This is a genomic window from Micromonospora musae (assembly GCF_003626545.1).
Lineage (GTDB): Bacteria > Actinomycetota > Actinomycetes > Mycobacteriales > Micromonosporaceae > Micromonospora > Micromonospora musae.
Genome location: NZ_RAZS01000003.1, coordinates 38,515 through 59,758 on the forward strand (window position 1 = coordinate 38,515; position 21,244 = coordinate 59,758).

General features: G+C 67.4%; 21 protein-coding genes and 1 pseudogene. 12 read left to right on the forward strand and 10 right to left on the reverse strand.

Going from position 1 to position 21,244, the window contains the following annotated elements; translation table 11 throughout:
• Nucleotides 1-321 precede the first annotated feature (321 nt).
• Nucleotides 322-723 (forward strand): hypothetical protein, encoded by a 402-nt coding sequence (locus tag D7147_RS08380; protein ID WP_120675445.1) that lies wholly within the window; start codon nt 322-324, stop codon nt 721-723.
• 117 nt (nt 724-840) lie between these two features.
• Here the strand turns inward: D7147_RS08380 and D7147_RS08385 are convergent, their stop codons facing one another.
• Nucleotides 841-1,092: a hypothetical protein gene (locus D7147_RS08385; RefSeq protein WP_199716616.1), complete on the reverse strand. Its 252-nt coding sequence runs from the start codon at nt 1,090-1,092 to the stop codon at nt 841-843.
• Between the two features lie 1,057 nt (nt 1,093-2,149).
• On the opposite strand from D7147_RS08385, the gene D7147_RS08390 reads away from it, so the two are divergent.
• The 5 genes from D7147_RS08390 (at nt 2,150) to D7147_RS08410 (ending at nt 6,121) form a co-directional block, all read left to right on the forward strand.
• On the forward strand, nt 2,150-2,875 hold the full coding sequence (locus tag D7147_RS08390) for a TMEM175 family protein (RefSeq protein ID WP_199716615.1): 726 nt from the start codon (nt 2,150-2,152) through the stop codon (nt 2,873-2,875).
• A gap of 642 nt (nt 2,876-3,517) precedes the next feature.
• On the forward strand, nt 3,518-4,015 hold the full coding sequence (locus D7147_RS08395) for a hypothetical protein (protein WP_120675447.1): 498 nt from the start codon (nt 3,518-3,520) through the stop codon (nt 4,013-4,015).
• A 50-nt stretch (nt 4,016-4,065) separates the two neighbouring features.
• Entirely contained in the window at nt 4,066-4,587 is a 522-nt protein-coding gene (locus D7147_RS08400) for a VOC family protein (RefSeq protein WP_199734127.1), read from the forward strand.
• Nucleotides 4,584-4,928, forward strand: a complete 345-nt coding sequence (locus tag D7147_RS08405) for a YciI family protein (RefSeq protein ID WP_120675449.1) — start codon at nt 4,584-4,586, stop codon at nt 4,926-4,928. Before D7147_RS08400 ends, D7147_RS08405 begins: the two co-directional genes overlap by 4 nt.
• Nucleotides 4,925-6,121 (forward strand): RNA polymerase sigma factor, encoded by a 1,197-nt coding sequence (locus D7147_RS08410; protein WP_120675451.1) that lies wholly within the window; start codon nt 4,925-4,927, stop codon nt 6,119-6,121. Before D7147_RS08405 ends, D7147_RS08410 begins: the two co-directional genes overlap by 4 nt.
• Nucleotides 6,122-6,726: 605 nt before the next feature.
• On the opposite strand, the gene D7147_RS08415 is transcribed toward D7147_RS08410, so the two are convergent.
• Both D7147_RS08415 and D7147_RS08420 read right to left on the reverse strand, forming a co-directional pair.
• The gene (locus D7147_RS08415) at nt 6,727-8,127 is read right to left on the reverse strand and encodes a DM9 repeat-containing protein (protein WP_120675453.1); all 1,401 of its coding nucleotides are present in this window, start codon (nt 8,125-8,127) and stop codon (nt 6,727-6,729) included.
• A 321-nt stretch (nt 8,128-8,448) separates the two neighbouring features.
• Entirely contained in the window at nt 8,449-9,060 is a 612-nt protein-coding gene (locus D7147_RS08420; protein WP_120675455.1) for an SMI1/KNR4 family protein, read from the reverse strand.
• 1,020 nt (nt 9,061-10,080) lie between these two features.
• Between D7147_RS08420 and D7147_RS08425 the strand changes: the two genes are divergently transcribed.
• Complete coding sequence (locus D7147_RS08425; RefSeq protein ID WP_158609313.1) at nt 10,081-12,501, forward strand: PKD domain-containing protein; 2,421 nt, start codon at nt 10,081-10,083, stop codon at nt 12,499-12,501.
• A gap of 95 nt (nt 12,502-12,596) precedes the next feature.
• On the opposite strand, the gene D7147_RS08430 is transcribed toward D7147_RS08425, so the two are convergent.
• Nucleotides 12,597-13,043: a GNAT family N-acetyltransferase gene (locus tag D7147_RS08430; protein WP_158609314.1), complete on the reverse strand. Its 447-nt coding sequence runs from the start codon at nt 13,041-13,043 to the stop codon at nt 12,597-12,599.
• Nucleotides 13,044-13,128: 85 nt separating this feature from the next.
• Between D7147_RS08430 and D7147_RS33655 the strand changes: the two are divergent.
• Nucleotides 13,129-13,218: pseudogene (locus tag D7147_RS33655) on the forward strand (IS5/IS1182 family transposase); the annotation flags it as partial.
• Nucleotides 13,219-13,403: 185 nt separating this feature from the next.
• Here the strand turns inward: D7147_RS33655 and D7147_RS08440 are convergent.
• The 4 genes from D7147_RS08440 to D7147_RS08455 form a co-directional block, all read right to left on the reverse strand.
• Nucleotides 13,404-14,150: an SDR family oxidoreductase gene (locus tag D7147_RS08440; RefSeq protein WP_120676668.1), complete on the reverse strand. Its 747-nt coding sequence runs from the start codon at nt 14,148-14,150 to the stop codon at nt 13,404-13,406.
• 639 nt (nt 14,151-14,789) lie between these two features.
• Nucleotides 14,790-15,995: a DUF418 domain-containing protein gene (locus tag D7147_RS08445; protein ID WP_120676670.1), complete on the reverse strand. Its 1,206-nt coding sequence runs from the start codon at nt 15,993-15,995 to the stop codon at nt 14,790-14,792.
• Nucleotides 15,996-16,145: 150 nt separating this feature from the next.
• Nucleotides 16,146-16,589, reverse strand: a complete 444-nt coding sequence (locus D7147_RS08450) for a hypothetical protein (protein ID WP_120675463.1) — start codon at nt 16,587-16,589, stop codon at nt 16,146-16,148.
• A gap of 109 nt (nt 16,590-16,698) precedes the next feature.
• Nucleotides 16,699-17,235: an LOG family protein gene (locus D7147_RS08455; protein WP_120675465.1), complete on the reverse strand. Its 537-nt coding sequence runs from the start codon at nt 17,233-17,235 to the stop codon at nt 16,699-16,701.
• A 258-nt stretch (nt 17,236-17,493) separates the two neighbouring features.
• Between D7147_RS08455 and D7147_RS08460 the strand changes: the two genes are divergently transcribed.
• Nucleotides 17,494-17,847 (forward strand): hypothetical protein, encoded by a 354-nt coding sequence (locus D7147_RS08460; RefSeq protein WP_147437371.1) that lies wholly within the window; start codon nt 17,494-17,496, stop codon nt 17,845-17,847.
• A gap of 341 nt (nt 17,848-18,188) precedes the next feature.
• Nucleotides 18,189-18,473 (forward strand): hypothetical protein, encoded by a 285-nt coding sequence (locus D7147_RS08465; RefSeq protein WP_120675469.1) that lies wholly within the window; start codon nt 18,189-18,191, stop codon nt 18,471-18,473.
• A 287-nt stretch (nt 18,474-18,760) separates the two neighbouring features.
• Here D7147_RS08465 and D7147_RS08470 read toward each other — a convergent pair whose 3' ends face one another.
• Nucleotides 18,761-19,285 (reverse strand): RidA family protein, encoded by a 525-nt coding sequence (locus D7147_RS08470; RefSeq protein ID WP_120675471.1) that lies wholly within the window; start codon nt 19,283-19,285, stop codon nt 18,761-18,763.
• A gap of 122 nt (nt 19,286-19,407) precedes the next feature.
• Between D7147_RS08470 and D7147_RS08475 the strand changes: the two genes are divergently transcribed.
• Nucleotides 19,408-19,833: an anti-sigma factor gene (locus D7147_RS08475; RefSeq protein ID WP_120675473.1), complete on the forward strand. Its 426-nt coding sequence runs from the start codon at nt 19,408-19,410 to the stop codon at nt 19,831-19,833.
• Between the two features lie 126 nt (nt 19,834-19,959).
• On the opposite strand, the gene D7147_RS08480 is transcribed toward D7147_RS08475, so the two are convergent.
• Nucleotides 19,960-20,400 (reverse strand): MerR family transcriptional regulator, encoded by a 441-nt coding sequence (locus D7147_RS08480; RefSeq protein WP_199734128.1) that lies wholly within the window; start codon nt 20,398-20,400, stop codon nt 19,960-19,962.
• Here D7147_RS08480 and D7147_RS08485 point away from each other — a divergent pair.
• Complete coding sequence (locus D7147_RS08485) at nt 20,390-21,106, forward strand: methyltransferase domain-containing protein (RefSeq protein WP_233563029.1); 717 nt, start codon at nt 20,390-20,392, stop codon at nt 21,104-21,106. The genes D7147_RS08480 and D7147_RS08485 overlap by 11 nt on opposite strands.
• Nucleotides 21,107-21,244: the final 138 nt, after the last annotated feature.

The window sequence follows — 21,244 nt, forward strand, 5'->3', positions numbered from 1 at the left end:
AAGGCCCAACGCCATAAGGATCAGGGTGAGCCGAGCGCGAGAGCGCCGTTCGGGCGACGAGCGGTGCGGGGGCAAGTCCAGGTCGATAACGGGCACGCAGCACCCTAGCGTCTGGCGCCAAGCCCGCCGGGCGTACTCACCTGAAACCAAAGCCGCTTCACAACTTGCGGGTGGGTGAGCCACTGCGTCGTCCGACATCCGGCAGCCGGCCTGTCCTGCGCCAATTGATGCTCGACACGGGCGGTTTCCGTTGACCGTTGACCCGATCGTTTCCAGGCGCGACCCGCGGAATTGGCGACGCTCGTACGCTACGTTGACCGGGTGCCCGTACCTCGGCTGATTCCTATAGCGCACGAGGCTGACTACCGTACGGACAGGATCGGTCACTACGACGACGGGTTGTTCCTCGCGTCGGCGTGGGACCACCACGCATATGTGCACCTCTTTGACCGCGATGGGGCGTACCGGCGTTCAACGATCACGCGCGTCGCGGATCGAGCCGCGCTGGATGAGGCGCTCGACGGGCTGCTCGCGGGGCTGTCCGGCATGTCGTACGGCGACATCGCGATTCAACTGTTCCAGACTCACCAGGACGACGTCACCTTCGGCTTGATCGATGAGTCCGGCGACCGGGCCGGTGACGGCAGCCACGTCGACTGGGTCGAGCTGTACCCAGATCGCCTGGGATTTCATGAGCCATGGGATGGGCTCTACGACACCTGACGGTGGGCCGGTCAGCCGCCGAGACCCGGCGCTGAGACCCCGGTGGGTGTCAGAGGTCCCGCGATTTCGTTCCGTCGAACACGGTGCGGGACCAGGCATTCCGGCAGCCGGCCAGCATCACGTTGGCGGCGGGGTGGCCGCGGTCCCGGTCTGCTCTCGCCACTGGCCGCCGTCGGCCCGGACGAGACGCCGCACCATCATCCGGGCCTCGTCCTCCGTGTCGAACTGCCACCGGAGCACTGTGCCCGTCTCCGAGTCGCCCGCGCGGGCGATCACGTGCCATCGGACCTCGCGGGCGAGCCACACATCACGGCGGGTCAGCCTCCCCCACACCCCGTTCCACCAGCGCCCAACCAGTTCCCGTGCCACACGTGAATCGCACATACGTACGATCGGCTTCATTGCTGCTGTCCGGCACGCCCGACATCGGCATCCGCATCTTCATCTACCCCGCGGTCTCTGATCGCGCGGCGACCGCGCACCGGTCCGGCAGGCTCGCCCGCCGCGCGAATCCTCATGGCGCACACGAGCATGGTGCAGCAGGGTCTGGATGCTGGGCGACGTCCACGGCTGACACCCGAATCAGGCAAAACCGCGCCGGACGACCGGGCCTACGCTGGTCGAGCCGCACGCGCGCCAGGGGATCGTCACGCGGGGTTGCGGTTGTGGGGTGCCTCCGGCGACCGGGCCGCTGCGATCAGCTCCCAGAGGAGTCGCGGGCTGAGTCGGGTGTTTCGAGGCGGCGGTCGGATGCCGCGACGCGCGCGGCCACCCGCCGGATGGTCGCCCGCGCCCTTCCGGTAAGCGATGGGACGTCACTTGATGCTCAGCGGTGCGAGGCGGACGGATTGGGTGGTTGTCCGACCGTGAGTTGCTGGGCGGGAATCTGTCCCTTTCCTCAGGGTTAAATGGCTATTGTCCCTAAACAAGCCTATAGCCCTGCTGAACGGGGCGCCTCACACTACCGGCGTGTGTAGTTGCCCAGAAGGATTAATTGAGCCCGGAAACGGAACTATGCGACTGCTGGCTCACGTGCCTGGCCAGCGGATCCGGGGCCTCGGGGCGGCTTCTGCGAACCCGATTTGTTGGCTGGACGAACACCAGGCGCCGTGGTCGTGGTCATCGCCCCGGGTCGGCTGGTTAAGACGATCGTGGTCTACGTGTCTAGTCTCACCACATGCTTGACGTTTCCGTCCCAGGACATGCTTGTCGGTTGGTCTAGGAAGTGCGGGTCTTCCTGGTGGGTCAATCGTAGCCGCTGGCCATGACGAGGGCTTCGGCGAAGGCCTTCCAGGCGGGTTGGTCGGGAATGGTTTCACAGCGGTTGGCGTAGAGGTGTGGTGCGTGGGAAGCCCGTACCGACATACCTCCGACGCCCGGGCACGATACCTCAGTGCCCATCAAGGCTCGATCAGAGGAGCTATTGATGGAGAGCTGGATCCGCTTGTTGATCCGGGCTCAAAAGCCGCGGGGAGGCGAAGGCGACCCGACGTTCGGCGTGGATCGCGACACTAGGAGGCTTACCGGGTTCAGCGATGCGGTCTTCGCCATCTCGAGCACCCTCCTCGTCCTGGACATCCGCCTGCCGGCCGGGACCGAACACCTGGGGAGGGACCTTTTAACGCTGTGGCCGTCCTACCTCGCCTACGCCATCACCTTCCTCTTGATCGGCCAGACCTGGGTCAATCATCACCTCATGTTCGACCATATCCGATCCATCGACCGAACAATACTGCTGTTGAACACTTTGCTGCTGCTGACCGCCGCGTTTGTACCCTTCACTGCGGAGACCCTCGCTCGAGCGTTCAGCAGCGGGCAGGGAGAACGTGCCGCCACCGTCTTCTACGGCGCAACTTTCATGGTGGGGGCCATCTTCTTCAACCTTATTTGGCACTACGCCAGACGTGGCCACCGGCTCCTCGGTGACACCATCACCCCAGAAGGGGCGAGCGTTGTCGCCAGGCGCTACTTGCCCGCTCCTTTCCTGACCGCTCTGGGGACAGGGGTCGGCTTCATCCTTCCCGAGCTGGGCGTCACGATGATCGCCTTGCTGATCCCGTTGTACTGGCTGTCAATTCCGGGTGAAATGCCTAAAGCAAGCCGCAATCGAGGAAACGCCGCCAAGGACCACGGGCAAGTGGAGGGACAATAGGCTGCGCAACATCTTGGAGACCCCCGATCCTGCCATCGGATTGCTGTGCATCCAGGATCATGCTGGTTGCGGTCCATCCTGTGTCACCCCTCGCGCCTGATGAATATCGCATCGGCGAGCTCCATCAGCGGGTCCAGGGTGCTGGCCGACTCGTCGAGCACCAAAGCGGCACGCGGGTGGCGAACCAGCTGCCACTCCGGGTTGGCGCAGGGAACGGCTACCGGACGCCGGGGGCGGCCAGGGCATGGGCTTTAGCGTATACCGTAGATCAGAACGCGAATGCCCTCTGTGCGAAGGTTATTCCGATTTTCATTGCCGCAGCACAATGGCTGTGCTCCTGCCGAGTTGAACTCGCCCGCCGAGAACTCACCGTTGTCTGGCTGGTGAGGCTCGGCGACCACTCGCACCATAATGACATATGTATTGCCCGGTTGCGGCTGAGTGGTGGCTCAGTCGGCGCCCGAGGATCTGGTGAGCGACGAGGCAGTTGAGCCGAGCGCGCGGACGGCACACCTCACCGATCCCATGTTCGGCTTGGTCAACTCGGGGCGGACGATGAGCGCCCGCGTCGCTCCTGGTCGCGAGCGCTAGCGTGCTGCTCTACGGGGAGAAGCGCCCGGCACACAGTTCGAGGTAGTCGGCATGGAAGACGTGCTACCAGCTTCCGGCTCGTGGGCAGGCCAGGGTCTGGGTGCGACGCACCGGCCGGCCACCCGCATAGCGGACCTGAGCGGCCGCAGTATGGATTGGGTGACGATGAATGTCTCCCACAGCAGCGCACAGCCCAGCCTCTTGGCCGGGAATCCTGCGGTTGGCGACATGCGCGAGCCGGTGCTCGTGTCGTTGAACACGGTCTACTACGAGCTCATGCCGTGCGCCACCAACGGCCGCGCCACTCCCACTCTGCCCAAGCGGTTCGCGGCGGAGCGCGAGCATGTCGACCAGTGGATCATCGGTCTCACGCACGCCTGGGACCGGCTCGACTCGGTCATCACCGCCGCCACCGGCAACATGCTCACCGGCACGTCTTGCGGGCGGCGGGAGCGCGAGCCGACGGCCGCGGCGTATCACCGTAGAAAAAACTGGCCTGTGTGTCGGATCGAGCCGTTCTCCAGTCGTCTGAAGAGTGAGAGCGCGTGACCACCTCACGCGCTGGTGTCCTGACCGCACCCCCTGTCGGGGTTCGACCGATGAAGGAGAACCAGACGATGACGCAGTCAACCAGGCCGATTCCGGACACATATCGCCGGATCACGCCGTGTCTGGTGGTGGACGGGGCCGCGAAGGCCATCGACTTCTACACCCAGGTGTTCAGCGCGACCGAGCGGATGCGGTTTCCCGGTCCGGACGGCACGATCGCGCACGCCGAGATCGAGATTGGCGACTCGGTGGTGATCGTCGAGGACGCCTCACCGCACACGGGCACCACCGCCCCGCCGGCCGATGGGTTGGCCGGGTCGCCGGTGTTTCAGTTCATCTACGTCGACGACGTTGACGCCACCGTGGCCTGTGCTGTCGAGTTCGGCGGGCGGCTGAAGCGGGCGGCACAGGACCAGTTCTACGGTGACCGCGACGCGTTCATCATCGACCCCTTCGGACACGGCTGGACCATCGCCTCACACGTCGAGGACGTGAGCGCAGAGGAGATGGGCCGGCGGTTGAACCAGATACAGGGACAGCCGACGGCAGGAGAGGAAGGACCCCGCAGATGAAGTACGTGCTGATGTTCGTCGAGACCGAGCAGTTCGCCGCTGACCTGGCCGCCATGGACGACGCCGAACGTGAGCGCGCCTACGGCCGCGTGGGCCAGTGGTTCACGGAGCACGCCGATCAGGTGACCCGCCACGTCTACCTCATGCCGCCGGAGTCGGCGACGACACTGAGGCTCGACGGTGGCGAACCGGTGATCACTGATGGGCCGTTCGTGGAGGGCAAGGAGATCGTTAGCGGCTTCGCCGAGATCGACGTGGACAATCTCGACGCTGCTTTGCGGCTGGCGAAGTCGTGGCCGGGCTGCCCGCTGGTGGAAGTCCGCCCGATCGCCGCCACATGACGGCGAGGCCGCAGGACGAGCTGGCCCGGGTGGTACGTGACCACGCGGGCCGGCTCGCCGCCGCCCTCGTGGGCCTCACCGGTGACTTCGCCACCGCCGAAGACATGGTCCAGGACGCCGTCGAGGCCGCGCTCACCCACTGGCCCGCCGAGGGCATTCCCGAACGGCCCGACGCGTGGCTGTTCACCGTCGCCCGCCGCCGGGGCCTGGACCACCTCAAGCGGCAGGCGCGATACCGCAGCAAACTCGCCCTGCTGCACTGGCCCACCCAGCCCGAGCCGGACGACCGGCTACGGCTGATCTTCACCTGCTGCCATCCCGCACTGCCCCGCACCGGCCAGATCGCCCTCACCCTGCGCGCGGTGTGCGGACTGACCACCGCGCAGATCGCCCGCGCCTTCCTCCTCCCCGAGACCACGATCGGGCAGCGGATCACCCGCGCTAAACGCAAGATCAGCGAAGCCGGCATCCCGTACCGGATCCCGGACCCCGACGAGCTCGCCAACCGGCTCTCGGAGGTCCTCGCGGTTATCTACCTGCTGTTCAACGAGGGCTACCTGGCCACCACCGGCGAGGTCTCCCACGACCGCAACCTGGCTGACGACGCCGAGTTCCTCGCCACGCTGCTCCACCGGTTGATGCCCGCCGAGCCCGAGGTCATGGGCCTGCTGGCGCTCATCCGACTACATCAGGCCCGTACCGCCGCCCGTTTCGACGCCGACGGCCGCATCATCCAACTGCCCGACCAGGACCGCAGCCTCTGGAACCACACCGCCATCACGAACGCCGGCGACCTCATCGCCCGCGCCGCCGCCCACCGCCGCCCCGGCCCCTACCAACTTCAGGCCGGGATCGTCGCCTGCCACGCCGAGGCCAAGCGCTGGCAAGACACCGACTGGCCGCAGATCCTCGTGCTCTACACCATGCTCCTGCGCCTGCAGCCATCTCCGGTCACCCGCCTGCACCGCGCCGTCGCCCTGCGCTACACCGACGGACCACGCGCGGCGCTGGCCGAACTCGAACAGCTCGCCGACACCCTGGACGGCTACCACCTGTACCACGCGACCCGCGCCGAACTCCTTCGCGCCGACAACCAGCCGGAGATGGCCCAGGAAGCCGACGAACGAGCCCTGCCGCTGGCTGCCAACCCCGCCGAGATCGACCTGCTCCGGCACCGCCTGCCCTGGCGGTAACCGTGGCCAGCCTCGGCGCGGGCGCGTCGATGGGCCGGGCTCCGCTCGGGCATGCGAACGACGGGGGCCGCTTGCCGTCCCCTCGTAACGTTCTCTGCCGAATCATGGCGACCGTGCTCGCGATGCCAACAGCAAGGCGATAAAGGGACGCCGACAACCCTTGCTTGGTCGAATATTTCCTGCCGATCGGCGGCCGGCGGGAGAAGGTATCAGCACCGCGCCAAGGCGGCCGGAGGGCGCAAGACCCAAGCCGCGCTTCCACCGCGCGCAGAGTCTCTTCGGTGAGCGGGGCTCCAACGGGCCGGCGCCGTCGAAGACGATCATGGGAACGAGCGCGGGTTCGGTAGTCGGTCGGCGTCAGTTCCAGGTGAGTCCCAGAACGACAGCGGCAGGGCGGCCAATTCGGCCAACACGGAGGCGATGCCGCTGCCGCCCGCTGCGCCGAGTAGCGGAAGCACAAGAAGCACTCCCGCCACTCGGCACGTGACGAACGCCAGCGAGAGCAGGCTCAATGGGTGTGGTTGATCGCTGGTCTGTCAGGTCCTGAGGAAGCTGGCTGAGATGGGCCGCCACCGCCGAGCCGGCCCGCGAGCCAACAATCAGCCCTACGCCGGACTGCCGCGGTAGCCGATGGGGCCCTCGCCGACCCGCTGGTAGGTCCCTAGGAACCCGCCGTCGTCGAAGGCGATCGTCCCGTTGTTGCCGCGGCCATCGCGCCAGGTCAGCCTGGTGACCGGACGGCCGGGCCTGCCCACGGCGAACAGCAGGTCACCGGAGCGGTGCCAGCCGCCGCCCCAACCCTCCTCGGTCGAGAAGCGGCGAGCCTCCTTGGCGAAGGAGCCGCGTTCGATCAGCCGGCCGCGGAACTCCCTCGGTTGCTCACCCGGCTGCCGGGTCCAGCCGTAGAACGCGGCCTGCTGCTTCTCGAACGTGATCGCATATTCGGCGCCCGATGCGTCCGCCCAGGCCACCTGGTCGAGGACGGCCTGCTCCCCGCGGTCGATGAAGATGACGACCTCGCCGACGTCGCTTCCGTACCGCAGCACCGGTTCGGCGATCGCCTGCCGTTCGAGCGCCAGCCCCGCCTGATCGTGTGCGTGCATCGGGTCGATCGTCACCCGGTACAACCACAACATGCTCCGGGCGTCGTGGCCGCTTTCGATCCGTAATGTGTTCCAGCCGGCCACCAACTCCTCGGCTGGGACCGCGAAGGCCAGGCGTTGCGGGAGTCCTCCGCCGTTCGGGATCCGCAGCCGGTCGGCCAGCGGTCTGCCGTTGAGGCGAACGGTGAGCGGGGCGTATCCGGGCGCCCGGGAGAGCATCGACGCGAGCGCCCGGAGGGCGACGCAGGCCTCACGGACGACGGCCGGGTCGGGCACGTCGAACGTCAGCTCGACCGACCCGCCGGCGCCGATGGCCAGGTGGTCGCCGGCGGCAGAGGACCGGTCGAGGCCCGTGATCGTGACGTTCCCGATGCGGGGCGGCTCGGTGCCGAAGTCGGCGTAGGTGGGTTCCATCTGGATCCCGGTGCGCTGCGGGGTCTCAGACGGGGGAGACGACGAGGGGTGTAGCAGCACCTCGTACGAATGAATCTTGTGCTCGTGGTTGCCGTATCCGATGTTGGCGGCGCCGAAGGCGGGCCGCACCTTGCCGATGTGCAGTGTGCCAGGGGCGACCGCCGCGCGGGCGACGTAGAGCGGTTCGCCGTCGCCCTCCCGGCCCACCGGCAGCGCGTCCGCGGGCACCGCGCCGCCGGACGCGATGCCCCAGACACCCCGATCCATCAGCACCTCGTATTCGTCGACGCTGACCGTTGCACCGCCCCAGGTGGCTTGGGCCCCGCCGAAGCCCGGGCGGACCTTGCCCGGGTGCACGCCGTCGCGCATCCGGACGCGGCACACCCACAGTGGCTCACCATCCGCCTCGTAGCCATGCGGTACCGCGCCGGGTGGGATCCACCCACCGCAGGCGGCCTCCCAGCGATATCCATCGGCAGAAATCCCCACACCGCGGAGAGTAGATCAACAGGTTCAGGTGTCGTGAATCGCCGGCGGCTAACGAGCGGCCGTGCGGGCGACCTCCGCACCTGCCTGGCCGTGTCCTACCGCGCTCGTGGTGGTTGATCGTTGACGACGTGCCGGCGGTACGCCGTGGCGAGTCGACCGACAAGGAGTGGCTGATGATCAAGCCTGCTGTCGCAAGGCCTGGTACACGCCGCCTCTGTTCAGCGTCCTACCCGACACGCCTGCCCGACCTGCGTCCGCCGAGATTCGGATTGCCGTCGCGCAGACAGAGTACGGCCGGGGCGGCACCCGGCGGTGGTGGCGTCATGGCCAGTCGACCCGACCTAAGTCATCGACTTCCGCCTCGTCTTCCTCCAGTCGCTCGGCAATGTCGTCAAGCATGTCCGCCACGTCTGCCCATGGTGGCTGGGCCAGCGCGCCAGTGTCCCGATAGAACTCCATCACGCAGCCGTTCTTCGGGCCGCCGCGCAGGTCCACGAAAAGATTTCCGCCGCCGTGGTTGGTGGCGACGGGCAACCAGGCAGGCAGCCAGGTCTCGCAAACCGTTCCGGCTGGGCGATTGTTCTCCGAATTCACGAAGTCGTCCCACTGGTCGAGCGGTGCGACCTTCCGAGCGACGTCCATCCACAAGCGTCGACTCTCCAGCGCTTCAGCGATCGAGTAAGGCACGAAGCCTGGCGGGATAAGCCACCCGCCGTCGGCCTGAAGGCCGGAATGTGCCCCGTCGGCGTACGACCACCAGGCCCGCAGGTCCGGCGGCAGCGGCTGGCTGACCGCCTCCTGCGCCGCCACGAGGTCTGCCTCGGACGCCGGCGGTCGTAGAGCCGCGCGGGCCTGGGGCGCGTGCTGTTGAAGCCACGTGTCAATGCGGCCTATCGCGGCCGCGGCGACCGTCGCACGATCCGTACCCGCCATATTCACCCTTCCGATCGCCGAACCAGACCGCCTGTCGTCATCTAATGGGAGTGGCCGCCGGGCGTCTGTACGGCCCTACCATCCATACCGTGGATGACGGCATTGATCTACCCGCATCGCGGGCTCGGGATGAACCGCAGGTCGTCAAGCGTCGCCGTCTGGCGCTTCTGACATCCGCGGTGGCCATGATGGCGCTGGTCGCTGCCGCTGGTGGTCTCTGGTGGAGTCGCCGGGACGCCGCGGTAGCTCCGAACGCTCAGCAGGCCACCAAGATCGGGTGTCCGATATTTGGGGCGGACGCGGACCGCGGCTCGTTCTGTGCCGACCTTGTGCAAGACAGTAGCCGTCGAGCCGTCATCTCCGACAAAGAACGCCAGCGGGCCGAGGACGTAGCCAAGTCGGTACATACGGCGGCTTCTCATGCCGGGTGGTGCACCTCGTCCAACGACTCTACGTGCGCGCGTCGGCCGCCGTCGCATGCGCCTACAGAACAGGACGTCAAGGCGGCGCGGCTCTGGCTGACGCGAACTGGGGCATCGGCCATCGACGCGCGACTGGCCCGGGAAGGTGATCCCGCTCCGGTCGGCTCTCTGTTGTATGCGGCGCAGATCGGCACCGTGTGCGTGGTCGGTCATGTGGAGTCGGTGCCAGGGGGCGCCGGCGCCCAGCGGACAGTTGGCCGCCTTCCGAACGGAAGCTGCCTTTAGACCGTGATGATCTCGTCCAGGAACGCGCTTCGTCCGAAGCGCCTACTGGCATCCGGTCGAAAGTCCGATCGGTGAGTCGTCCCTTTGGGTGCTCCTGCGGATCCCTACCCATCGAAGGTAATAAGATCGGGGAGATCAGCGCCTCTCATGTGGACGGTCGGGTCCTCCTGTTACCTCCGGCCGAGTGAACCGCACGAGAGTAGGAGCGTTGATGCTCGTCAGACACCACGGGGGACGGGGCGGCGGCACATCGCCGCGCCGGCGCCTAGCAGCCGCAGTCCTAGCTACCACCCTCACCCTCACCATGTCGCTCGTGGGCGGTCAGGCCGCCCACGCCGCTGAACGTCCATCAGCCGGAGTGGTTCCGCCCTTGGGGAAGGTGGCGAACGGGGCCCTGCTCGAGGAGGGGATCAAGGGTGACCCCAGCGCCCTCAAGTGGCTCAACGGACGGAAGGGTCGGCCGAAGGAGGCGCCGCCTTCTCCCGAAGAGGCGCGGCTCAATGCCAAGAAGAAGGCGGTCCAGCTTGACCAACGATCGTCCTGGGACGCCGAGCAGGTGGACATGTCCGCCAGCGCCAGCCAAGCGCTGAATCTGAGCTCCGCACCACCGGAACCGCAGGCGAGCGAATGCCTCGCCCGACCAGACTCGAACTCCGTGAACGGCGTGACGCTGAACCGCGACCTGTGGTGCCAGCGGTACCGCCTCGGGAGCGTGCTGTATGAATGGGACGAAAACCTCAACGTCAGCGTAAAGGTCGGCGAGATCACGATGGAGTTCACCGCCGTCGTGGCGGGCCGGCGAGATGACCGCTCGGTCCGCGTTTACTACAAGGCCGTACCGGGATCGGTCGACTACGACGTGCGCGAGATCGACCGTGTGATCGCTCCCACCATGGCCATCACCATCGGCGCCGACTGCCAGGACACCGGCTGCTCCCGAATCGGTCAGCCGATCTACAAGACCTGGGCCCAGTGGAACACCGACGACACCTGGTGGTCCTGGGACATCACCTCAGACGAGGCCGCCTCAACCGGTCCCGACGACGTGCTCTTCCACAACTGGTATCTGACGTACCAGGGCAGCGGTGGCGGATTCGTCTTCCCCCCGGACGGATCCCGGACCCCCGAACGGACCATCCGGTGCGACTCCGCAACATACTTCAAATTTGGCGAAACCACGTACCCGAAGGCCTGTATCAACGCCGAGGTAATTCCTCACTTGCAGTACAGCATCAACAGCGCGGAGCACGGCGCGGTGGCAGAACACATCAGGACCGCACAGAACGAGCCGCAAAACACCTGGCCGATCACGTACCTCCCGAAAAGGATCCCAGGAAAGTTCACCGGGGACATTGGCGATCCCGGTCTGCACCGAGTGGCCCCGGAAAGCGTAAACTACAGTGAAAACGAAAAAGAGCGGAAAGGTGCGTGCAATCGAACCGGTAACTATGACGGCATGACCGGCATGCCTCCGTACAACACAACTACGCACGACTGCGATGAATATCCCTTCCGCATCACCGAAGAGGGCGCAGCTAGCCCCGACTGGGATTTCTCCGTCCGCGCGGTGCCGCTCTCGCAGAACAGGTCGGCGGGAGCTTCCCTGAATGTGTACGTCGTCTCCGACCGGATCCTCTACGACTATGACGAGTTCTGGGTCGAGATCAACGACGGCACGGGCGGTGGCGGTGGTGGCGGCGGCACCGGGCCGGTCGACGACGCGCCGCTGGTGGACGCGGGACCGGACCGGACCGGGGACGAGGGAAGCGCCATCAACCTGTACGGCCTGGCCAGTGACGACGGCGGCGCACCCGACGCGACCTGGTCCTACACGCCGGGATCCGGCGTTGACGCCGGAACGAGCTGCGCCTTCGGCGACGTTCACTCGGCACGTACCACCTTCACCTGCGACGACGACGGCGTGTTCACGCTGCGGCTGACCGCCTCGGACGGCGTCAACGCGGCGGTCAGCGACACCGCCACGGTGACCGTCTTGAACGCACCGCCGAGGATCACGAGCCTGGTCCCGCCGGACTGGCAGGTCTACAAGGTCGGCGACCCCGTGTCGCTGAAGGCGACCTTCACCGACGCAGCCAACGACACACACACCTGCGCGATCCTCTGGGACGACACCACCACCTCCCAGTTCACCGCCCAAGGCCACGCCTGCGAGCAGACCCACGTCTTCCCGCATGCCGGCATGTACACCATCGAGGTAACCGTCACCGACGACGATGGCGCCAGCGCCACCGCCAAAACCATGGTGGTCGTCTACAACCCCCAGGGGGGATTCGTCACCAGCGGCGCCAACTTCGCCTCGCCAGCGGGCGCGCTGAGCTCGAATCCGACGGCTGCCGAGCGGATGCGGGTGCAGCTGAATCCCCAGTACCAGCAGGGCGAGCCCGGTCCGGCCCTCAGCGGGGGACGGGTGAGCGCCACGCTCGACGGGGGTGCCTTCACACTCGAATCGACCAAGCTGGATTGGCTCGTGGTCGCACCTGACGCGAAGGCCGCGGTGAAGGGCGAAGCGACCGTCAACGGGACTGCCGGCTATGGCTTCGTCGCCTACGGCTACGACGACCCGGCAAAGATGCGCCTGGTGGTCTGGCCGCTGTCCAGCGGCCCCAACCCGGGCACCTCGATCCTGTACGACAACCGCCGCGGCACGGACTATGACCTCGACCGGGCCGACCCCCAGCCCTTGGATGGCGGTTCGTTGCAGGTCCACGAGTAGAAGTCGCACGTGCATAAGTAATTGCGTCGATAGGTGGTCACGGCAAGTCGTTGGGCTGGCCCGTTCGGGCCAGCCCAGCGCGAATTGGCGTGTGGTCAGGCGGGGCGGGACTTGGTCAGGGTGATGCGTGCGGGCATGCCGCCTGCGGCCGGGATGCGGGAGGTCTCCTGCCAGCCGTGGGCGAGGTAGAAGCCCAGCGCTGCGGTGTTGCCCTCGAAGGACTCCAGCCGTGCCACGGGGTGCTCCTGGTGCAGCTGAGCCTCGGCGTCGGCCAGCAGCACCCCGCCCAGGCCCTGCCCGTGCCGGGAGACGTCGACCATGATCAGGTCCAGTAGGTCTCCGTCCAGGATGGTCAGGCCGGCCACGTCGTCCCCGACGTGCAGGACCCGCACGTGCCCGTGGGCGAGGTGGTCGGTGATGTGCTGGTCGCTGCCGCCCGAGCCGATGAACCAGTCCACGGCCTCATCGCCCAGGAACGGGCGGTAGGACGCGTCGATGGTGCGCCGGGCCAGGTCGTGCAGCGCGGGCAGATCGTGCTGCACGCCAGGACGCACGAACGGGACCGATGAGCGGGTGGTGGCCATCAGACCTTCACGGGGAGACAGTGGTTCCTGGTGATTCTCTCCCGCGCGGTCGGCGGGCGGTAGTGTGCCCGACGAGGCGCTGGGCCGCTCGCGCGGCGGACTGAGCACGAAGATCCACCTGGCCACCGACGGCCGCCGCACGCACCGACCGGCGGCGATGCTGGCAGGCCTATCCAGAGTGACTTCTGCCGCTGTCGCTCTGCGGCCGTCACGCAGGACGCCCCGCGGCTGGCGTGGAAAGCGGGGAGCCCGGGGCCGCCGCAGACGGGACAGCTCATCAGTGATCATTCGAACACGACCTGAGCTAGACCAATTCGGTCAGATGGCCAACCCGGCACCCCCGGACACGACGATCTCCTGCCCGGTTAGGTAAACGGCATCGTCCGAAGCCAGAAAAGCGACCGTTCCCGCGACGTCTTCTGGCGTTGCGAGGCGGCCGAACGGATTTTGCTCGGCCATCGCCGTCATCGTCCCCGCGACGTCATCGGTTGCCGTCCGGATCGAGGCTCTCGTCATCGGAGTGTCGGTCATTCCGGGGCTGACCGCGTTGATACGAATCCGGCGCGGTGCGAGCTCGAGCGCAAGTGTCGGGATCATGGCCAACATCGCGCCGTGTGAACCGGCCGCGACGCTGCTGCCGGTGAGGCTGCGCGTTGCTCCGATACCCACTGTCACAATGACCGAAGCGCCGTCGGACAGCAGCGGCAAGGCTTTGACCAGGGTGAAGAACACCCCTTTCGTGTTGACGGCGAACACCTCGTCGTAGCCCGATTCGTCCCAATTCTCCAGCGTCATCGGACGGTTGACGCCGGCGTTCAGGAACAGCGTGGTCAGACTTCCGAACTGTCCTCCGACTTCGGACACGACCTTATCGATATCCGATAGCGACCGCACGTCAGCTTGCAAAACCAGGACATCGTTGGGCAATTCTTGCCGTGCGCGAGCCACGCTCTCCTGACGTTGTCCGGTGACGGCAACGCGGTAGCCGCGATCATGCAGAGTCCGCGCGGTCGCCTTCCCGATTCCGCTGGTGCCGCCCGTAATCAGAGCCGTACGTTCCGACATCACACTCACTCTATCGTCGTTGTTGACTGGACTGGGCAGGCCAATGGCAACGCACCGCTGGCATGGTGTGTGGCCGGTCTGCCCAGAGTCGGAGACTTCCTACTGGACTATACAGTCCAAGTTTGCCAGGTTGGTGGCACGACCATGACTCGCGCAGGGAAGAGCGCGACCAAGGAACAGCGATTAGCGACGTCAGCAAGGACACCTTCTACGAGCGTGCCGACGCCCGCGTCGAGCGGTTCTGCGCCCTCGTCCGCGGCCTGGCCGTGAACGACCCGGCTGGCTGACCGACTCTCTTCGCTGGCTGCGCGCCGACGGGAACCTGCGTACGGCGCCGCTGGCCGCCGCAGCCGAGTTCGCGGCCGCCCGCTGCGGCACGCCGGATCCGGACCAGCTCGTCGCCACCGTGGTCGACACCTCCCGATCACACACCGACAGCGGACGGCGACGAGTGATACGCCTTCAGACCAGGTAGGTCCCCGTGTCGTGCCCAGAACGGCCTCTACCGCGACCCGTTCGAGTCGCAGGCCAGCGGATGCCGGGCGCCGCGGGTACCGGGACGGGCGTGGTGAGCCGCCCCACCGGCAACGTCATGCCGGGTCCGGTGGGACGGCGTGGCGAGCCGCCCCACCGGCAACGTCATGCCGGGTCCGCGGCGCGCAGCCGTGGCCACTGCTGCTCGGTCCAGGCCCGCAACAGCCACTCCAACGGTCCGTACCGGAACCGGGCCATCCACGCCGCGCTGACGGCGAGCTGCACACAGAAGATCGCGACCGCGATGAGCACGACGACCGGGGGTGCGACGTCACCGGCGAGGCCCGACCCGACGCCGGTGAAGACCAGCACGCAGAGCAGCGACTGACCCAGGTAGTTCGACAGGGACATCCGTCCGGCCGGCGCGAGCACGGCGGCGACCCGCCGGCCCCGGCCGGTCTGGAAGAACCGGAGCAGGGTGGCGGCGTACGCGGCCGCGAGCAGCGGCGCGGTGAGCACGCCCACCGTCAGCCCGGTCAGGTTGGCGGTGCCCCCGCCCGACGCGAAGATCACCGCACCGGCCAGGCCGACCGGATAGCCCACCTGCTGCACCCGGCGCAGGAGCTGCCGGTTCCCGGCGACATCGGTGAGTAGCCGGCACCGCCCGGCCGCGTAACCGAAGAGGAAAGCCGAGAGGGCGAGCGGCCCCTGCACGAGGAGCGTGCCGAACATCGCCGGCAGTTGGCGTACGTGCTCGGTGATCACCGAACGGAGCCCGCCCTGTAGTGCCTCGGTGGACTGCTGCCCCGCCGCGAGTGCCGCCGCCGGATCGGTCACCAGCTGAGTCCCGGCCGTGGCGGCGAGCGCGAGGACGAAGCCGATCCCGGCGGTCAGCAGCACGGCGGCGCGCAGCGCGGTCCCGACGCGGACCTTCCGCATGGCGAGCAGGACCAGACCGAGCAAGGCGTACGTGGTCAGGATGTCGCCCTGGAACAGCAGCACCGCGTGCAGGACGCCGAGCACGAAGAGCCCGGCCAGCCGTCGCCGGAACCGTGGGACGAGGTCGACGCCGCGCCGGGCGGCGGAATCGATCTGGAGCGTGAAGCTGTAGCCGAACAGGAAGGAGAAGAGCAGGTACGCCTTCATCGTGAAGAGCAGCTCGACCAGCCACCGGACCGTCTGGTCACCCCAGGAGTCGTGCGCGGGATCCGGAACCAGGTGGAACGAGTAGCCGGAGGCGAAGAAGTTGATGTTGACGACCAGGATGAGGAGCAGCGCCACGGCGCGCAACGCGTCGACGTCGACGATCCGGGGGAACGTTCCGGACGGCGCGCGGCTCGAGACGGGCGGGTCTTCGACGGAGAAACTCACGACCACCTCCAGAACGGGCAGGAATCGGTTCGTCGACTTCCTGCGACCCTATGAAGCGGTCTGTTCGGATGGCAGCCGGTGAGCGGGAAGGTCGCCGGTGGGGAAGGCCCTACCCCAGGGCTCTAGCTCACCTGTCCGCCTGGTTGATGGTCAGGCCGGGACCGGTCGCACCACCAGCAGCCCGAACGTGCGGTCGTGTTCGCGGTGCAGCTCTCGTACCTCGAACGCGTCGCATACTTGGCGTACCGTTCGCGCGAGGTGAATCCACACGTCTCGGTCTCGGTTCGGATCGCCTGGGTACACCGACCAGCCTCGTGAGCGTTGGGCTTCGCTCAGATCCAGATACCGGCTCACCGTTGGCGCTGGGCGCTTGGGAACAGCGAACGTCGCGAGCTGCTGCGCGCACCCGATCACCACCTTGACCAGGTCACCGGGCGGCCAAGCGACGATCGTCACTCGGTACCAGACGCGGCCGTCGTCCCATTGGAATCCGGCCCATTCGCACTCGGCGGGCAGGTCCGAGCCCGCCAGAAGTTGTCGCACCACAACAACGGCGTCGTCGTGGCCGTCCTTCAGTTTCAGCGTGCCGCTCACCCGAGCGACTATTCCATTGGACGTCGAGGGATGCCGATGGCTGAGGCTGCGGTGGGACGTCGGCCGCAGCCTGGCGCTCCAGCGTTCCCCTCCGCTACACCAAGAAGCCTCAGCCGTTCACCGCCGCGTCGAGGTACGCGAGGGCGTCCGCGCCGTCGGCGGAGACGTGCAGCAGGTCGTCCAGCGGGACCGGGAGGAAACCGTCCGCGTCCATTCGGCGCAGCTGTGCGGTCAGGCCGTCGTAGAAGCCGTCCGTGTTCAGCAGGACCACCGGCTTCGCGTGCAGAGCATGCTTCTTCAGTTCGAGGATCTCCGTCGCCTCGTCCAGGGTGCCCAGCCCACCCGCCAGGACCACGATGGCGTCCGCGCGCGCCAGCAGGAGAGCCTTACGTTCGGCGAGGTTCGCGGCGATCACCATCTCGTCCGCGTCCTCGCGGGCCACGTCCGCCAGGATCTCCACCGAGATGCCGACCAGGCGGCCGCCGGCGGCGCGTACCTCATCGGCGACGACCTTCATCAGGCCCATGTCCGAGCCGCCCCAGACCAGCGTGTGTCCGGCCTTGCCGATCAGCTCGCCGAAGACGCGGGCCGGGTTGGTGTAGCGCGCGTCGAGGTCCGCGGCGGAGAGGAAGACGCAGATGTTCATGCAGCGAGTGAACCACCCGCTACCGCCTCACCTTGCAGCGGATGCCCAGCGAGCCCGCCCACGCTTTCTCTCACCGGCCGTCGGGGTGGCCGAGGGGCTGCGGTGGGACGAAGGGCTCGGACGGGGTGGAGCTCATCGCCGGCGGCGACAAGAATCTGGTCGACAGCCGACGACGGCGCCGCAGTGACACGACTGGTTCGGTGATTGTCGCGGCGGATTCCTCGACTGGCTCAGCTGCTGATCGGTGAACAGATGGCTATGGACAAGACCCTGCTGTTGGGTGCCGCATCTCCTGACTGGGATCCACAAATGAGCGAGGTCGTGGCAGACCTCGAGGTGGTGCTCGGTTTCAGGCTCTTCCCAAAGCCGGCGGCAGAGGAGATGTTCCTCGGGGGCGACGATCGGGGTCACGCGTGGTTGACGCTGGAGTGGGAGGACTTTGAGCCGTTCCGGAGCCATCCCTTCAACCTCGACGTCACCACAAGCGAGCCGGAGCTGCCGTACGTGACCTCTCTGTTCGAGCGGTTGGCCGATCTTGCCCGGTATCGCGTGATCCTGCTGCTGGACCATGCCTGTATCCGATCGACGCACTTCCCGTGTGAGGCATGGTGACTCCTACCAGGCGGCCGCTGACCGGCAGCGGCGGCGCTGGCTTTACGAACGCGCGGAGGGTGCGGCCGACGGGTCGCACCCATGAGCCCGGTCCAGGCCCAGAAGATCATGGCAATTAGGATCAGTACCCGGCCGATACCCGACCAACCGTGGTCGGCCTGCAGCTCGCGCCACAGCCGGATCGGCGACCGGTTGTGGAATCACTCGCCTGACGGCGAACGCCGACAGTGGCTCATCGAGGGTGGCGACGACCGACTGTGGGTGGCCGTCCGCGACGGCGACCGGAGTATGAACCCGGAGAGTGGGTCCGGCTCGGCGAGCTCGAGGCGAGTGTGGGCGTTGTGGGCGACCGCTGGCAGGAGCAGTCCGGCCTGCCCGACGACAGCTTCGCGGCCGTTGCCGCGAACGGTGGGGTGTTGGCGGTGACCGGCGTCTACGGCGGCGGCGGTTACTGTGTCGACGGGCGGTACGTCGACAAGCCTGCCCTTGGTGGGAGGCAGCGGGACGGCGGCGAGGCTTTCATCGTGCGGGTGCTTCGGGACGACCCGATCGTCATGAGCTACCCGACGGGGATCTTCCTGGGCACCGGCTCCGGCGTCGACCGCTCCTGGACGCGGCTCTCCTGAGCCGAGCCGGCACGCCACCGGCCCAACACAGAAGGGAGTGATGGACCGGCACGTGGGTCGTCTGGGGTCAGGCGCGGCGGTGGACGATCCGGCCAGCGTTGCATGGTCCCCAGGCGGGCGCCATCGACGGCGAAGACGGCCAGGTCAGCGCGACCGTCCTCAGCCGCTGGTCGGCGGGGCACCGTCAGCACGCTGAGTTTTGTCGGAGATCGGTAAACCCTGGGGCCGGCGGCGGTGTCTATCGGTAGGACCGAGCCGGCGTTAGAGGGTTCGGCCGTCCGGAAGTCTCACCGCGGCACCACAGCGATAACGTCGATCTCAATGAGCATCCCCTTCAGTGCCAGGGCGGGCACCGGAATCAGGGTCCATGCCGGCTTCCGGTCGCCCCAGACGCGATCGAACTCCTGTCGTACCACTGCAAACTTCTCCTCATTGTGGTCAACGATGAGGAGGTTGAACTTCGCTACGTCCGCCATCGTGGCGTCGGCGGCTGCCAGCACAGTTGCCGCGTTCGTCAGCGCTTGCCTGAGTTGCGTCCCGAAGTCCTCCGACAGAACGCCGTCCTCGGTCTCGCCGCCTTGTCCAGCTGGAAGGATCATCCGCCAGCCGGCCGGGAAGATCGCAAGATGTGAGTAGGCGTTCGGCCGAGGATCGTAGAGACCCTTTGGATTGATGAACTTCAGCCCGTCAACTTCTCCCGCGTGGACGTTATGGACCACGTCGCCCTTCCCCTCTGCGTCTCTGTGAGGACGGCTGCTCTCGAGGGACCTGAGGTGGTCACCGAAGATGCTCGTGTCATTACTCGACGTCATCGCGAGTCTAGTCAGTCAGACCTGGTGGCGTCGGAGTCTTGGCCACCTGCAAATTCGGCGAGACCGTGACTCGGCCGACCCGCACGCGGTCGCGCCCGATCGCGAGATCAGCGACTCCACCCATGCCGACCAGCTCGCCAAGGGCCCACCCTGGCCGCTACTCGAGTGGTACCTCAGCGAGCACCAGTTCATCGCGGCCTGCGCACCAGGCACGGCAGATCGCCGCCGTCCTGGACGCCCCGGACGCCCAGGTGTTCGAGCGGTCGTTGCAGCCCCGCGGTGCCGCGACCGTGGTCGTCTCCCGTGATCGCGACAGCGGTGTGGTGCTGCTCCGCGACCTGCCCGATCCCGGCCCCGGGCGGACCTACGAGCTCTGGCTCATCCGCGGCACCGAGCCCCGCAAGGTGGGGCGACTCGCCGCGGGGGTCAGGGCGTCGACCACGGTTATCGGCCCGTTCGCGGAGGCAGGCACGTTCGGGGTGTCCAACGAGCCCGTCGGCGGCTCCGTCACCCCCACACGGATCGTGGGAACAGTCGAGCTGAGTTGAGCTGGACCGGGCCGGCCGCGATCACACCGTCGGCCGGCCCGCTCCTGTCCGCCGCCCGCATGTCGCATCACCAGGCTCCATCGCATCGCCACTACCACCGCGATACTGGCCGCGTCCTCGCGCCGGTCAGCGCACGCTGCCCGTGACCTGCACTGACGCTGCGAGGTGGGCCTGGTAGGTGGGGCAGGTCGCGATGTCCTCGTGCGAACAGTTCAGCCCGGCTTCGAGAAGATCGAGCGCCGATTGCAGCGCCGCCATCCTGTCCTGCAAAGCGCGGTGGTTGCGGCGCAGCACGTCCTTGCGGGCTGCCGGGTCGCGCGCGGCGAGGAACGCGCGGATGTCCGGTAGCGGTAGGCCGGCCTGTTTCGCGCGCACGATCGAGGCTACCCGGAACAGATCGTCGCGGGTGTAGCGGCGGCGGTCACCCTCGGCGCGGGCAGGGGAGAGTAGGCCCACCGACTCCCAGTGCCGCAGCACGTGCGCTGGCAGGCCGAAGTGGTCCGCCACCTGACCGATCGTCATCGGGCTTGACTTCATGTCGACATTAAGTCGGACCATGGCGGGCATGTCCAGTCTCCTCGCCGCTCTCGACGCCGCTGACGCGCAGCCCGTGGCTGTCGAGCTGCGCGCCCGTTCCTACGAGTTACTCGGCGACTTCACCGGCCGAACCGTGGTTGACGCCGGTTGCGGCAGTGGCCGTGCGGTCGCCGAGCTGGCCGAGCGCGGAGCCCACGCAATCGGCGTCGACCTCGACCCGGAAATGATCGCGGTGGCCCGGGAACGCTGGCCTGCCGGCGAGTTCCACGTCGCCGACGCCTGCGAGCTACCACTCGAGACCGGATCAGTTAGCTGCTACCGCGCAGAGAAGGTGTTGCACACGCTCGCCGACCCGCTGCGAGCCGTGCTCGAGGCCCGCCGAGTGCTCGTGCCGGGAGGACGGGCCGTGCTGCTTGGCCAGGACTGGGACATGATCGCCATCGACTCGGATGAGCCAGAGACCACCCGCCGGCTGGTCCACGCGAAGGCGGATCTGCTCCCGTCGCCGCGCATTGCCCGCAGGTACCGCAACCTGTTGCTCGACGCCGGGTTCACCGACCCGGTAGTCGAGGTACACACCGGTGTGTTCACTGATGGCACCGCGCTCATCCTGCTGCAACGGATCACCGACGAGGGGCGCTGGCTCGCCGAGCAGGCCGAGCGAGCCCGCGCGAACCGGATCCTCGTCGCGGTGCCGATGTTCCTCGTCGCAGCGCAGAAATTACGCCACCAATGACGCGAGCCTGAGACAGGCCATGACCGGCGCGCCGACCAGCGCTTCCACGTGGCCGACCGGCACCTCATCGGTGGCCGGGGTCGTCCTGGACGCAGTATTGCCCCTGGGAAACCGCCCGAGCCATCTGCGCCCGCGATG